This window comes from Methylibium sp. Root1272 (assembly GCF_001425905.1).
GTDB lineage: Bacteria > Pseudomonadota > Gammaproteobacteria > Burkholderiales > Burkholderiaceae_C > Methylibium.
The window spans coordinates 630,328-644,386 of sequence record NZ_LMDY01000012.1; the positions used below are offsets into that span (position 1 = coordinate 630,328).

General features: G+C 63.7%; 15 protein-coding genes. 3 read left to right on the plus strand and 12 right to left on the minus strand.

Annotated features, from left to right (window positions below):
• Positions 1 to 112: 112 nt before the first annotated feature.
• From ASC67_RS08840 to ASC67_RS08880, 12 genes are all read right to left on the minus strand, one after another.
• Positions 113 to 421: an HNH endonuclease gene (locus tag ASC67_RS08840; protein WP_056318077.1), complete on the minus strand. Its 309-nt coding sequence runs from the start codon at positions 419 to 421 to the stop codon at positions 113 to 115.
• On the minus strand, positions 399 to 653 hold the full coding sequence (locus tag ASC67_RS20550) for a hypothetical protein (RefSeq protein WP_156466707.1): 255 nt from the start codon (positions 651 to 653) through the stop codon (positions 399 to 401). Before ASC67_RS20550 ends, ASC67_RS08840 begins: the two co-directional genes overlap by 23 nt.
• A 273-nt stretch (positions 654 to 926) precedes the next feature.
• Positions 927 to 2,066, minus strand: coding sequence for a hypothetical protein (locus ASC67_RS08845; protein ID WP_056318080.1), 1,140 nt, complete (start codon positions 2,064 to 2,066; stop codon positions 927 to 929).
• A complete protein-coding gene (locus ASC67_RS08850; RefSeq protein ID WP_056318082.1) occupies positions 2,063 to 2,311 on the minus strand; it encodes a hypothetical protein in 249 nt (82 codons plus the stop codon). The genes ASC67_RS08845 and ASC67_RS08850 overlap by 4 nt, the downstream gene beginning before the upstream one ends.
• A complete protein-coding gene (locus ASC67_RS08855) occupies positions 2,311 to 2,568 on the minus strand; it encodes a hypothetical protein (RefSeq protein ID WP_056318085.1) in 258 nt (85 codons plus the stop codon). The genes ASC67_RS08850 and ASC67_RS08855 overlap by 1 nt, the downstream gene beginning before the upstream one ends.
• A complete protein-coding gene (locus ASC67_RS20260; protein WP_082535907.1) occupies positions 2,565 to 2,759 on the minus strand; it encodes an AlpA family transcriptional regulator in 195 nt (64 codons plus the stop codon). The genes ASC67_RS08855 and ASC67_RS20260 overlap by 4 nt, the downstream gene beginning before the upstream one ends.
• A gap of 153 nt (positions 2,760 to 2,912) precedes the next feature.
• Positions 2,913 to 3,185: a hypothetical protein gene (locus ASC67_RS20555; RefSeq protein ID WP_156466708.1), complete on the minus strand. Its 273-nt coding sequence runs from the start codon at positions 3,183 to 3,185 to the stop codon at positions 2,913 to 2,915.
• 134 nt (positions 3,186 to 3,319) lie between these two features.
• Positions 3,320 to 3,763, minus strand: a complete 444-nt coding sequence (locus ASC67_RS08860; protein ID WP_056318087.1) for a hypothetical protein — start codon at positions 3,761 to 3,763, stop codon at positions 3,320 to 3,322.
• Positions 3,756 to 4,007, minus strand: coding sequence for a hypothetical protein (locus ASC67_RS08865; RefSeq protein WP_056318090.1), 252 nt, complete (start codon positions 4,005 to 4,007; stop codon positions 3,756 to 3,758). The genes ASC67_RS08860 and ASC67_RS08865 overlap by 8 nt, the downstream gene beginning before the upstream one ends.
• Complete coding sequence (locus ASC67_RS08870) at positions 4,000 to 4,272, minus strand: hypothetical protein (protein WP_056318093.1); 273 nt, start codon at positions 4,270 to 4,272, stop codon at positions 4,000 to 4,002. Before ASC67_RS08870 ends, ASC67_RS08865 begins: the two co-directional genes overlap by 8 nt.
• Before the next feature lie 83 nt (positions 4,273 to 4,355).
• Positions 4,356 to 5,603, minus strand: coding sequence for a phage integrase central domain-containing protein (locus tag ASC67_RS08875; RefSeq protein WP_310731975.1), 1,248 nt, complete (start codon positions 5,601 to 5,603; stop codon positions 4,356 to 4,358).
• 207 nt (positions 5,604 to 5,810) lie between these two features.
• On the minus strand, positions 5,811 to 7,421 hold the full coding sequence (locus ASC67_RS08880; protein WP_310731976.1) for a methyl-accepting chemotaxis protein: 1,611 nt from the start codon (positions 7,419 to 7,421) through the stop codon (positions 5,811 to 5,813).
• A 593-nt stretch (positions 7,422 to 8,014) separates the two neighbouring features.
• Between ASC67_RS08880 and ASC67_RS08885 the strand changes: the two genes are divergently transcribed.
• The 3 genes from ASC67_RS08885 (at position 8,015) to ASC67_RS08895 (ending at position 14,057) form a co-directional block, all read left to right on the plus strand.
• A complete protein-coding gene (locus ASC67_RS08885; RefSeq protein WP_082535908.1) occupies positions 8,015 to 12,166 on the plus strand; it encodes a PAS domain S-box protein in 4,152 nt (1,383 codons plus the stop codon).
• Positions 12,167 to 12,183: 17 nt separating this feature from the next.
• The gene (locus ASC67_RS08890; RefSeq protein ID WP_056318099.1) at positions 12,184 to 13,398 is read left to right on the plus strand and encodes an EAL domain-containing protein; all 1,215 of its coding nucleotides are present in this window, start codon (positions 12,184 to 12,186) and stop codon (positions 13,396 to 13,398) included.
• A gap of 215 nt (positions 13,399 to 13,613) precedes the next feature.
• A complete protein-coding gene (locus ASC67_RS08895; RefSeq protein ID WP_056318103.1) occupies positions 13,614 to 14,057 on the plus strand; it encodes a tautomerase family protein in 444 nt (147 codons plus the stop codon).
• Positions 14,058 to 14,059: the final 2 nt, after the last annotated feature.

Below are 14,059 nucleotides of genomic sequence, written 5' to 3' on the forward strand. Positions count from 1 at the left end.
CAAGGCGTTTTGAACCTCCGCAGGGGTCATATGCTGAATTGCGGATGCGCGCGTTTTGGTTCGGAGGCGGTCAGGAGAACCGTTCATCGAAATTTCCAGAACCCCGCCCCCCTCAGCCCTCGACAGGCCAGCCGTCGATCCCGATCTGCACCTTGACGTTGCCGGTCTCGATGCGCTTCTTGTCTCGGTCATGGCAGACCTTGCACAGTACCTGCCAGTTGTTCCGGTCCCAGAACATCTTGAGATCGCCGCGGTGCGGCTTGATGTGGTCGACGACCTCGGCGATCGCGATGCGGCCCTGGCGCCGGCAGAACACGCACAGCGGGTGCCGGACCAGGAAGGCGGCACGGGCGCGCTGCCAGCGTCCACCGTATCCCCGCTGTGCCGTGGTCCGTCCATCACGCCATGACTTCATCGTCATCCGCACAGTCGCAGCCGATGGCTTGCTTGGTGCAGACCGGGCAGCGCTCGACGCAGCAGGTGGGCACATGAAGCTGGCCGTGCTCGACGCCGCAGTCTCGGCACAGGGGCAGTCCATCGGGATAGTCCACGCCATAAGGAACGCGGCGGAAGGGGGCGCCGCAGAAGCGGATGGTGGTCTTGAGCTGGGCAGCGGCCTGTCTTGCAGCAAAGGCCTTCGAGAAAGTCGACATCAGTTCACCTCGTGTTTGGGAGCCGCGTCTGAGCGCAGCGGCCTGTTTCTGGTTAGGTTTAGGAAAGGAAGACTTCGGAGGCGGTCAGGCCTTGCTCGCCTTGGGAGATCCTGAGGGCCCCCCCGGCAGCACCACCACAGCCAGAGCCAGGCAGCGGCATGGAGAGCGGCGTTCATCTCTGCCCCCTGTAAAAAGGTAAATACCTACCGAACCAAACAAACCGACAAAACCGGCCGAACCCAGCAGCCATGCGGGTTTCAAGGCAATCGAGGCTCATCTCCATGCCTGCTCGCGCGTCGGTTCGGCAGGTTCGGCAGGTTGGAACGGTTCGGCGGTTTGGCGGTTTGGCAGAGGGGGCAGACGGCCCGGCTTACGGCTGATGTACCGGCTGTTGTTGATGCGAACGTTCGTCACCATCCAGAGCGCCTTCGCGTCGCTCGTGTCTTCGGAGCAGTAGCGATCCAGCACCTTGCGCACGCTCTTGGCGCCGTGGCCGCTTCTGGTGCTGGCGAGGTCGATCAGCTCCGTGCGGTTCATGCCGCCGCCGAGCAGCGCCTCGTCGATGGCGTCGATCACCTCGCGGTCCTGCTCCTGCTGCCGGCGGGTGCGTTCCATCTCCTGCACATCGATGACGCGATCTAGGGCACGCATCGTCATGTCGGTGGTGTCCAGCATGAACGTCACGGCCTTGACCGCGCAGCGGGTCTTGTCGGGGCGTAGCGTCAGGGTTCTGATGCCGCGCTCGTCCTTGTCCGTGGCGTCCAGGTAGAACAGCTCGTCAACGTCGTTGCGGACATCACCGACCCCTTCGAACATCGGCTTGCCGTCGAGGCCGATGTGCTTGTTCGTGTGGGCCAGGAGGATGATGGTGGCGCCGCGCTGGGTCAGTGCCCGCATGAGCCTGAAGAACGCCCGCGATCCGCCCTTGCTCATCAGGTCCACGTACTTCTTCAACGTGTCGAAGATCAGCACGTAGCCGTTGAGATCCGCGCCGTCGTGGACGAGCCGATTCAGCACATCGAGCTGGGCGTCGGGCGACGATCCTGTGAGCGTGCTGTTCAGCAGGGTGTATCGGTGCTGCTTGGCGTGCTCGTGCATCGCCGGCAGATCACCGGCGCCGGCATCCTCGTTGAGATACAGGACGTGATATTCCCGGTGGGCGAGTTCACCAGCAGCGAAGCGGGCGAGAGCGCTCTTGCCGCCGTTCGCCGCGCTGCACCAGACCCCCAGATGCCCGAGCGCCACCGTGTCGCGCCAGATGATCCGCGTTGCTTCCATCAACTCCACCTGTTCGTCAGTGACCTTCCATTGGCTCAGCGCGGCCATCACGTCGAGCAGGGGCTCGGGCTTCGCCTTGACCCCGTGGTGCTTGTCGTACCTGGCCTGCGCTTCTTCCAGGAGCGGCGCGGTCATCCGATGGCCTCATCTGCCAGCACATCGAAGCGCTGCGCGGCGACAAGTAGGCGCTGCCGGTCTTCAGCGGTGAGCGGCTTGCCGTTCGCCAGATTGCAGGCGGCCACCGCGATGAACGTGGCTTCGAACTGCAGGACAGCGAGGGCCTCCCGTGCGTTGAGGGTGCGGGGCCTCTTCCTGCCCCAGGCTCGAAACTCGACCGCGATCTTGTCGATGGCGGATTCGGCTGCGTAGACGGGCTCCATCAGCGGCCCTCCGTGCGGTCCAGGAAGGCGCTCACGCCGCGCAGATCGGGTGCGTACGCGGTACGGTCCCAGCGTGCGATCAGGTACCCGCCGCAGGTCAGGCGATGCAGTGCAAAGCCTTTCAGCGCGAGGTGTGCCGCCAGGGTGGCGAACTTCTTGTCAACGTCCGTGCTGTCGCCGACAATCGGGGTGCGTTCTATCTCTAGCGCCCGGTCGGCTGCAACCGCTCCGGGCGCTTTTTCGTCCGGGCCTCTCACGCGGCCACCTGCTGGCCCTGCGCCTCGATCCATTGCCGGATCTCATGCGCGCGCCACGCTACGGCACCACCTCCAGCGAGTCGGACGCCAGCCGGGAATTTTTTGGCTTTGATCAGGTTGTAGATTGAACTGCGCTTGTAGCCGGTCAGGTCGCAGACCGCAGGCAGTCGGAGCAGAGCAACGTCATTCACAGGTCCATCCTTTCGACTGGAGCGGCCCCGGAGATGTCCGGTTCAATCCAGATCGTTATCGATGGACGATCGTAAGCAGCTCAACTACCGCCGCGCAACAATACGCAGCACATTTCGGGTCAATAGAAGAAAGTAGCCAGGGCTACTTTGCTTTCATACGCCACGAATAGTCTTAAGGTGGGCTCTGACAGTCGGTAGCGAGAGGTTGAGACGATTGCTGATGATTGCGGTTGCTCCTCGACCTTTCTGTGAGGTCTGGAGCTTCTCGTACTCGCGCCGCACTGCCTCAAGAGTCGCCGCACCCTTAGCTTGAGCCTTCAGCTTCGCGGCGTCGGCGCCTTTGCGAGACATCTCTGTCATCGCGTCGGCGCGTGCTAGTCCTGCCACCTGCTTCTTGACAGTGTCGAACACCTTCTCCAGTGGCATGCGCATTACACCGCCGTCAGCAAACTTCCATGCAACCACAGGCCCGCGAGCCACGTCTCCCGACGTTGCCTTCGGTAGGTCAGCGCCTCCCGGCGCTGCCTTTGCCTTTTTCGGTTTGGGCTTCTCACCAGGCATCACGCGACCCCGGGCCAGTCAGATCGGGGCCAGTCTGAGAACGAGCACAGCTCTCGTGAGATCGCCCGAATCTTGGATCGCAGTCGCTGGTCATCTGTGGCCCGCATCGCGCACCACATGGCATCGATGGCGCGCCACACCTTCGCACTGTGCTCGATATCTTGTGGGAAGCGGTGTCGCTTTGCTAGAAGTTCCGAATACGCCATCTTCAAGGCAATGATCGCGATCTCGCTGAACCCGTCCTGAGTGGTGAGCGCCCAAACCCGATCAGCGAACATCTTCAACTTCGCGCCGTTCGCCACGGCCTCATCACTTCCGTCCGACTTGAACTCTCCCACCAAGTCTGGTCCGACTTTGATTCGCCGATCGGCCCAGTCGCGCAGCGCGGCAAAGGTGTCGAACTCGGCGCACACGGTCAAATCGGCTTTGGACTTCTTAGCCATGGCTCACCCCCTCGCGCGCCGAACGCAATGCTTCCTCGATGAAATTGATGACGGCGCCGTCGCGGAGGCGCTCTTCCAGGACTTCGCCAAGTCGAATTGCGATCAGCTCATCGGTGCGTTCAATCTCCTTCGTCAAGGCGCAGCAAACGGCATAGTCGCGCCCGCCGTCGTCGCGCAGATCCTGCAGCAGCTCCAGTGCCTTATCGAGCAAGCTCGCGAGGTTGTTGGTGTTGGACTTAGCCATGAGCGGCCTCCTTCGAAACGTACATGTCGCCGGAGTCGGTGAGCGTCTCGGCCATGGAGGTCAGCTCGGTTTCGATGCCCGCCATGATGTAGCTGACTCCGAGCTGGTCCATGTCGTCCGAGTCATAGGCCGAGTTGTTCGTCAACAGGTCGTGGGCAGCCTTGAGCCGGAACTGCAGCTCATGCAGCTTCCAGCCCAGTTGGAGGGAGAAGTCGCTGTAGCTCTTGGGGGTGGGCGATTGGTCCCCGGCGGGGGATACAGTCATAGAAGCCATTGATTCACCTCTTCTGTAGGTGGGTTGCGGTCAGCGGCCGGAAGGTGTTACAGCACCTTCCGGCCGCGCTTGCTTCATGCCTTCTTGGCACGAATCGGGGTGACGGTCGCGTCGGTGTGGACGCGCCCGCAGTAGTCGGCCCAGGCCTGCATCAGCTTGGCCCGGCGTTCGAGGAGTTCGCCGCGCCGGTACGCGGCCTCCGTGGGGTTCTCGATCTTGTGCGCCAGGGCCATCTCGACGACCTCGTTGGCAATGTTGGTGGACTCGGCGGCCCAGTCCCGGAATGTCGAACGGAAGCCGTGGACGGTCAGGTCAGGCCGGCCCATGCGCTTCTGCAGCAGAACCAGCATCGCCATGTTCGATAACGGCTTGCCTTCGCGCATGCCGGGGAACACCAGCGGGCCAGACCTCGGCAAGCCCTCCAGCAACTTCAGGGCGCGTCTGGAGAGCGGCACGCGGTGCGGCAGTCCCGCCTTCATTCGGCTGGCCGGCACGCTCCACAGGGCGCCCTCCAGATCGATCTCTGACCAATGGGCGCCGATCGCCTCGCCGGTACGGGTAGCGGTCAGGACGGTGAACTCCAGCGCCCGAGCGGACAGCCCATCCTCGGCACGGATCAGCTTCATCAATGCGCCGATTTCGGCATAGGGCAGGGCGGCGTGGTGCTCGGTCTTGGAGACCTTCGTCGGTTTCGGCAGCAGGTTGTCCAGGTGCCCGCGCCAGCGCGCCGGGTTGTCGCCGCTGCGGTGCTTCAAGGCGGTCGCGTAATCCAACACGGACTCGATGCGACCCCGGACCCGCGAGGCGGTCTCGGTCTTGGTCGTCCAGATCGGCTGCAGGCACTTCATCACCAGCGCGGTGTCGATCTCGCTGACCAACAGCTTGCCGATGAACGGGTAGGCGTAGGTCTCCAGCGTGTTGGTCCACTGGTCGGCGTGCTTGGCGTTCTTCCACCCGTGGCGGTGCGCCTCGATGTAGGTCTCGGCCTCGACCTCGAACGTGACGGCTCGCGCGGCATTCGAATCCGCGGTGCGGCGTTCTGCCGATCGGGCCTCAAGAGGATCTAGACCATCCACGAGCAGCTCGCGGGCCTCGCGGGCCTTCTCACGAGCGCGTGCCAGGGACACCGTGTGGAGGGCGCCCAGGCCCATCTCGCGGGAGCGTCCGTTCCGCGTGAATCGGAACACCCAGGACTTGGTGCCCGTGGGGCTCACCTGCAGCCAAAGGCCGCCGCCGTCGCCAACGTAGCCAGGTGCTTTCGCGGCCTCGACTTGTCTGGCCGACAGCTTGTGCAGAGTCCTCCGCCCAATCGATGTACCCACTACTCAACCCACGTTTGAGACATGGATTGGAATGTATGCGCTTGGACGGCGCTAGACAAGTGGAATCGTGGAAGCCGCGTAAATATTGGGCTGCAGGCCGGTTCTGTGGATCTGACTGGACTGCGTTGGACAGTCAGTTAGATTCCTCCCTCTCCGCCAGAAAGCTAGTAAACACGGGCCTTACGGGCCCGTTTTGCTTTCTACCTGCTACACGTTTGCAGTACGTGATGCCTTATGGTCAACCGAAGCTCCGGCAATCTTGAACACGCTCACCAGATCGGCCAGCGTGGCGGCCTGATGCTTCAGGCTTTCTGCGGCGGCCGCACTTTCCTCAACCAGCGCCGCATTCTGTTGCGTCACCTGATCGAGCTGGCTGACTGCATCGCCAACCTGGCTGATGCCGGTGCTCTGCTCGACGCTTGCGGCGCTGATCTCGCTGATGAGATCGTTCACTCGCTTGACCTGGGCGACGATCTCGTTCATTGAATGTCCAGCATCGTTGACGAGCCTCGAGCCGTTCTCGACCTTGTCAACGCTGTCTCCGATCAGCTCCTTGATTTCCTTGGCAGCCTGGGCGCTGCGCTGCGCCAGATTGCGCACTTCACCCGCCACCACCGCGAAGCCACGGCCTTGCTCGCCGGCGCGGGCCGCTTCCACTGCGGCGTTGAGCGCCAGGATGTTGGTCTGGAAGGCGATGCCGTCGATCACGCCGATGATGTCGGCGATCTTCTTGCTCGACTCGGTGATCGCACTCATGGTGGCGACGACCTGGGCCACAACGGTCCCGCCCTGAGCCGCGGCATCGGAGGCCGAACCAGCGAGCTGGGTTGCCTGTCGCGCCGTGTCTGCGTTCTGCTTGACCGTGGCCGTCAGCTCCTCCATGGACGCCGCAGTCTGTTGGAGGTTGCTCGCCTGCTCTTCGGTGCGCTGGCTCAGATCGGCATTGCCGGTGGCGATCTGCGCCGAGCCGGTGGCAATGCTGTCGCTGCTGTTGCGTACGCGTCCGACGATGTCTGCCAGGCTGGCCTGCATGGCGCCCAAGGACGCCAGGACGCTACCCTTCGGTGCGGCCGCCACTCCCTCAACCTTGCTCAGGTCGCCTTGAGCGACCCGTTGGGCGGCAGTGCTCAGTTGGTCTGGTTCAGCACCCAACGCGCGAGTCAGGCTGCGCGTGATCAAGGCGCCGGAGATGCCGGCAGACAAGAATGCAATCAGGCATCCCAGGATCAGAAGATTCCGATGCAGCACATAGTCTGCTTCTGCCGTTTCGGTCAGCGTCGCGGCGCGACTCAAGGTGTAGTCGCGGTAATCGTCGGAAGTCTTGACGAGCGCCGCCAACAGCGGACGACAGTCGGCATTCATCTTGGCGATGGCCTCGTCGTGCTTGCCCATGGTCGCGAGCCTGACGATATCCAGGGCGACCGGACCATACGCCGCTTCGATCTTGTTCATCTCCGTGACGAAGGCGCGTGCCTTGTCCGTCAGATTCACGGCATCAGACACCAGCTTGTTCAGCTTGCCGAGACTCTGCTGCACCTCCTCGTGCGCGGCAACGACCACTGTCTTCTCCGACGCGAGGTCGTCGGTCTTGCTGATGAGCACGAGATTGCGTGCAGCGATGGCGCGGCGGTCAACTGCCGACCGAACGTTCGCTGCTGCTTGCGCCCGGGCGTTGACGCCGTGCACATAGTCAACGAACTGGTCATGCTCATCGGCAAGAGACCTCACGGCCAAGCCAGCCACAAGCAGGACAAGCACGGAAAGTCCGCCGAAAGCCAATGTCAGCTTGGCGCGAACGGTCATGTTGGAGAAGGTCACGGGATGCCTCTTTCAAGTTGTTAATCGAGCGTAAGCAAACGATTGAGTACATCAATATCATTGACGGCGATGTCGGCTTGCGACCGCGTGAAATGAAGCTGAAATATCAGCTAACTTACGTCGAACTTTCAACTTGCATCGGCACGCGTGCGGAATGTCACGCTGGCGCGTGCTCAGGATTCGGCCAGGTCATGCACGAGTGCGTCCCGTCAGATCGGATCACGGCCTGCGGGATGACCCGCGTCTACCTGACCATGCAGCGAGAGTCTCTCGCCTGCCGCACGGCTGCTGACGAAGGTCCCTGGTTCCGGGCGGAGCACTTCCCTGGTCGGCCGCCCAAGGTGATATCGCGGTTCCTGGCGCGAGATTCCCTCTTTGCGGATGCAGGGCGGCCCGGCGATGCGCGAGTGGCCACCGTCGAACGGCGCGTATGATCAGCTCGTAGCATCTCTCTTCTCTGCCTCGGCGAGTGGGGGTTAGCTGATCGACGTCCCGGTCACCCGTCACGGCCTCGACCCGTTCGTCCCGATTGGCGGTGCTCTGCTCGAAGCACCCCGCGCGGCGTGCGCGGGATCGGTTCGAGATTTGCACTCATGCGTACAGCCGATGGCCGATGGCCTTGGCCCCAACTGGCGGCCGTATTCGGCCTGATCGTCGGCATTCTTCCCTTCATCGGAATGACGCTCGACGTCCCGTCCCTGCGGGATCTCTCGTCAACGCCGCTCGACACTCATGTTGCCGATGTCATCGGCTTGAGCTTGACGGCCACCGCGCTATTCATCGCGGCGGGGCGGCCTGCTTCGTTTGGGCTGCGCAACCTGTCCACGGGCCTGGGGTTGAGTGCAGCGGCGCTGGCGCTCGTCGCACTGTTGCAGGACGAATTCGGCTGGCAGCTTGCAATGCATGAGCTGTCCTTCGGTTCGAGCACCAGCGTCGAGCAGCCCCTGCATTCCGGTCAGGAAACGCCGAGATATGGCCAGCTCGGCTACGGCTGCCTGGGTCTGACCATCGCTGGCCTGTCGAGGTCGAGATTCGTGCCGCTGGTCTGGCTGGCCGCTTTCACCACAACCTTGCTCGGGGTCGCTGCCGTGACCGTCCGCGTCTGGAAGACGAGCAATATCGACGCGGACCTCGCGATCGACAGGATCTCCGTCGCGACCCTGCTTTCCATCATGCTGCTGGGCTTGGGCAGCCTGATCGCCTTCGCGCGCCGGGATCGACACGACGCGCTGGCGCCGGCGCCGACTCGAATGTCCATCGAGTTCAAGGTGTTCGGTGGCCTCGTCGGTGCTGTCGTTCTCATGGCGGTAGGAGGTGGCATCACCTACCGCACCAGCGCACGTTTCGTCGATTCCGCCGAGCAGGTGGCGCATACGCAGGAGGTACGCGCGCGACTGGGGGAGATGTACGCGTCGATGTCGGATGCAGAGTCATCCCAGCGCAACTACCTGCTGACCGGCGCGGTCGGACAGCGGCTCGTCAGCAGTGCCCATGCGGAGAAGGCGCGCTCGAAGATGCTGACGCTCCAGAGCCAGCTCGCCGACAACCCGTCGCAGACCGAGCGATTGGCCGCCCTCGCGATGGTCATGGAGCACAGGCTCCAGGATCTCGACCGCATTGCAGACTTGCGTGATCGCGATGGACTCGAAGCGGCACGCGCAGCCGTCTCAGAGAACACCGGGAATGTGCTGGTGAGCCGCTACCTTGCGCTCACATCCGAGATGGATGCCATCGAGGCCGTGTTGCTGAGCCAGCGTGAAGCGCGCGCGGCTCGCGAACGACGCGACTACCTGGCCTTCCTGATGCTGACGCTGGCCGGTGCGACGGCGATTTTCGTGATGATGCTGACCGGCGTGCGACGCGAGATGCTGGCTCGTCGGGAAGCCGACGATGCCGTGCGTGCCCTCAACACCGATCTGGAGCGCCGGGTCGAGGAGCGTACCGCGGCGCTCGTGGCAAACCAGCGTCGTTTCGTCGATCTGTTCGAATGCGCACCTGCCGCCCTGGTGATGACCGACAACCGCGGTGCGATCGTGCAGGTCAATCGCCAGACGGAGATCATCTTCGGCTGGGATCGCACGGCGCTGATCGGCAGTCAGGGCGACATGTTGATGCCCGAACAGGACAGGGAAGGCTTCGCCATGCTGCGCGACGCGTACCTGAGCGAACCGCGTCCCCAGGCGATGGGCAAGACACGCCCCGACCTGCGTGGCCTGCGGCGGGACGGCAGCATCTTCCCGGTCGACGTGAGCCTGAATCCGTTGAACACGGGGGCCGAGTTGATGGTGCTGGCTGCGATCCACGACACGACCGAACGCGGGCGCATGACCGAGGCGCTGCGCGCGAGTGCAGCGCTCTACCAGCACACCCTGGACAGCATGCTCGAAGGTTGCCAGATCTTCGATTTCGAGTGGCGCTATCTCTACATCAACAGCACCGCCGAGCGCCAGAACCGGCAAGCCAGGGAGGGCATGCTCGGACGCACGGTGATGGAAGTCTCTCCCGGGTTCGAACATAGCGAGGTATTTGCAGCGATGCGTCGCTGCATGGAACAGCGCAGTCCTCAGCAGCTCGAGCACGAATTCCTGTTTCCGGACGGGTCCAGGGTCTGGTTCCACGTCAGCATCCTGGCCGCGCTCGAGGGCATCGCGATGTTCAGCGTCGACATCGCCGATCGCAAGGAGACGGAGGAAGAGATCCGGACCGCGAACGCCGAGCTGGAGCGCCGCGTCGCCGATCGGACCTCGGAACTGGTGCTCGCCCGTGAGGCCGCGGAAGCCGCCAACCGTGCCAAGAGCGCTTTCCTTGCGACCATGAGCCACGAGATCCGCACGCCGATGAACGGCGTCATCGGCATGGTCGAGGTGTTGTCACACAGCAATCTGCCGGATCTCCAGGCGGACGCCGTCAAGACCATCCGGGATTCGGCGTTTTCGCTGTTGAACATCATCGACGACATCCTCGACTTCTCGAAGATCGAGGCCGGGAGGCTCGAACTGGAGCGATCGACCGCGAGCCTCTCGGACCTGACCGAAGCAGCCTGTGATGCGTTGCTGCCGATGGCCGACGACAAGGGGGTCGGGCTCGATCTCGACATCTCTCCGGACCTGCCTGAGCAGATCTGGACCGATCCGACCCGACTGCGGCAGGTGCTGTTGAACCTGGTCGGCAATGCGATCAAGTTCAGTGGCGGCCGCCCGCACCAGCCCGGCCTGGTATCGATCCGGGTCGATACCGAGGTCGGCGACCCGCAGCGCCTTGTCCTGGAGGTGCGGGACAACGGTATCGGCATGACGGCCGAGACGATTGCCCAACTGTTCTCTTCCTTCAACCAGGCCGAAGCATCGACGACGCGCCGCTTCGGCGGGACCGGTCTCGGACTGGCCATCTGCCAGAGGCTGGTGATCTTGATGGGCGGAAGCATCGCCGTGCAGAGCCGGATGGGCCAGGGCTCGGTCTTCACCGTGCATTTGCCGCTGGAAGCGGTGGAAGGCCAGAGGCTGCGCAGCCAGCCTGACTTGCGTGGCGTCGACTGCCTGGTGATCGGCGGCGCACAGGCGACTACCTTCGAGCGCTACCTGGTGCATGCCGGAGCCTCCGTGCAGACCCCGCCGACGCTTGCGGCCGCCGTGACGCAAGCCGGTGGCCTGGCGCGCCCGGTATTGATCCAGGACTGCCGACGCAGCGGGCAGGCGGCCGACGTGTTCAGCGCCACGTGCGCCGTCCTGCCCGATGCGCGGCAGGTCCTCGTCACCCGCGGGAGGGGGCGAAGGGCCAGGCTCTCCTTCGGCAACGCCGTGACGCTGGAAGGCGACTGCCTGCGTCGTGTGGCCTTGCTTCATGCAGTGGCCATTGCTTCGGCACGGGCCTCTCCCGATGAGGTCTACGAGACAGACTTCGATGAACCTGGCGTGATTCGCATGGAACCGCCTTCGATCGCCGAGGCGCGGGCGCAGGGCCGCCTGATCCTCGTCGCCGAAGATGACGAGATCAACCAGAAGGTCATCCTGCGCCAGATCGAATTGCTGGGGCATACCGCCGAACTGGCCAACGACAGCGTCGAAGCCCTGCGCCTGTGGCGTGCGGGCCAGTACGGCTTGCTGCTGACAGACCTGCACATGCCCGGCATGGACGGCTACAGCCTGGCGATGGCCATCCGCGCCGAGGAATCGAAGCGAGGCACCGCCTGGCGGCCGAGGATGCCCATCCTTGCATTGACCGCCAACGCGCTGAAGGGCGAGGCAGTCCGTGCGCTGGCGGCCGGCATGGACGAGTACCTGACCAAGCCCTTGCTTCTTCGCGCATTGCGCTCGGCCATTCGTCGCTGGCTGCCCGGTGAGGCGGAAGACTCGATGCCCGTGCCGCTCGAAGAACCCGGCGTAACGACAGCTGGCCTGGTGGTCGATGTCGAGGTGCTCCAGTCGCTGGTCGGCAATGACCAGGCCGTGGTACGGGAGTTCCTGCTCGAATTCCGAAACTCGGCGCGTGCGCTCGCTGCAGAACTCTCCGTCGCGCGGGCAGACGATGACATCCGGCGAATCGGCAGCATCGCGCACCGGCTGCGCGCCTCGTCGCGCTCGGTGGGTGCCATCGCCCTGGGTGACCTGTGCGCGGAGCTCCAGAACGCCTGCCGCACGGGCAAGCGCGAGAGCGTGGCGCTGAGCCTGGTGCAGTTCGACACTGCGCTGTCAGCCGTGGACCACCGTATCGGCGAATTGCTCGTAGCGAGCCCTGTTGCGCCGTAGCAAGGATCAACACTGCCATGAAGACGCTGCTCGTTGACGATGACCCCTTTGCGCTCAAGCTGCTGGCCAGACAACTCGCGCTGCTCGGGGTACTGGAAGTCACCATCTGTGACGGAGCGCAGCCGGCACTTGACCTGCTGTCCATGGAGAAGCAGGACTTCGAGCTCGTGTTCTGCGATCTGCAGATGCCCGGCATGGACGGCGTCGAATTCGTGCGCCATCTGGCGCACATCGGCTATCGCGGCAGCCTGGTGCTGGTCAGCGGCGAAGAGAGCAGGGTGCTGCATTCCGTGCACCGACTGGCCCTGGCTCACGGCATTGCCGTGTTGGCAACACTGGGCAAGCCGGTCTCGCCGCAGCAACTGAGTGAAGTCCTCGCCACGCACCTGAGCGGCGAACCGGCGCGCCAGGCCCGCGCCGTGCTCGGCACCGTCACGGTGGAGGACTTGGGGCGCGCCATCGAGCAAGCGCAATTGATCAACCACTACCAGCCCAAGGTGCATCTTGCCGCCGGGGCCTTGGTGGGGGTCGAGGCGCTCGTGCGCTGGCAGCACCCGGTACTGGGCATGGTGTACCCGGACCAGTTCATCGGCCTGGCCGAGGACCACGGGCTGATGGAGTCACTGACACGCTGCGTGCTCCGGGACGCGCTGCGTCTGGTGAAGACCTGCGAGAGAGTCGGGCTGCGTCTTCAGATGTCGGTCAATGTATCGATGGACAGCCTGGTTGCGGTCGACTTTCCGGAACGGGTCGCGGAAGCGGCAGCCGAGGAACATGTGTCCCCGGAAATCCTGATCCTCGAGGTCACAGAGAGCCGGCTGATGAAGGACATCCGTGCTCCGCTCGAGATCCTGAGCCGGCTGCGCTTGAAACGCATCGGCTTGTCGATCGACGACTTCGGTACCGGTCACTCGTCGCTCGCGCAGTTACGCGACTTTCCGTTCGACGAACTGAAGCTCGACCGCAGCTTCATCCACGGGGTCGCAGAGAATCCGGCGCTGCGCGCGATCGTGGACGCCACACTCACGATGACGGCGCAACTGGGGATGAAGAGCGTGGCCGAAGGCATCGAGGACCGTCAGGACTGGGACTACCTGTCAGCGGCCGGCTGCGACGTTGCCCAGGGCTATTTCATCGGCCGTCCGATGCCTGGCGAACAACTTGCAGCTTGGCATGAGGTGTGGCAACAACGATGGCACGACGGTGAGTTCGACCCCGTTCGTGGAGCGTGAAGCGCAAGGCTGAGAGCCGTCGCTGCCGGGGAGGGCGGCAGTGCGAGTGCGGCTGCGTTGCGCGTTGCGTTGTGCAGGCCTTCGTTCGCCGGAAGATGCTCTTGAAACGACGTCATCTCATTGAGACGGATCCCGTATGATGCGTGCATACGCACGTAGTTGCATGATGCATTCATCGTGAATCCAGTCGCTTGTCGTAACGCAGGAGAGTAGACATGCCCACGTATGTTGTTACCGCGCCCCAAGGGAGGCTTTCAGCACAACAGAAGGAGCGAATCGGCGCTGACATCACGCGGGTGCACTGCACGGTCGCCTCAGCGCCGGCCTACTTCGCGCAAGTCATCTTCAATGATGTTCCGGCTGGAAACTACTTTGTCGGCGGCAAGCTGCTGCAGCGATCCGATCATGTGTACGTCCATGGCCAGATTCGAGCCGGTCGTGACGGAGAGACAAAAGAGCGACTGGTGCTCGAGCTCATGAACGCCGTTGCTGACGCGGCCGAGATGCCTGCGCATTGCGTGCAGATCTACGTGGTGGACGTGCCCGCACGGCAGATCGCCGAGTACGGGCAACTCCTCCCGCTGCCGGGCGGCGAAGCCGCCTGGTGGGCAGCGATCCCCGCCGAGCTCCGTAAGCACATGGAGGCGATCGGCGAGTGACG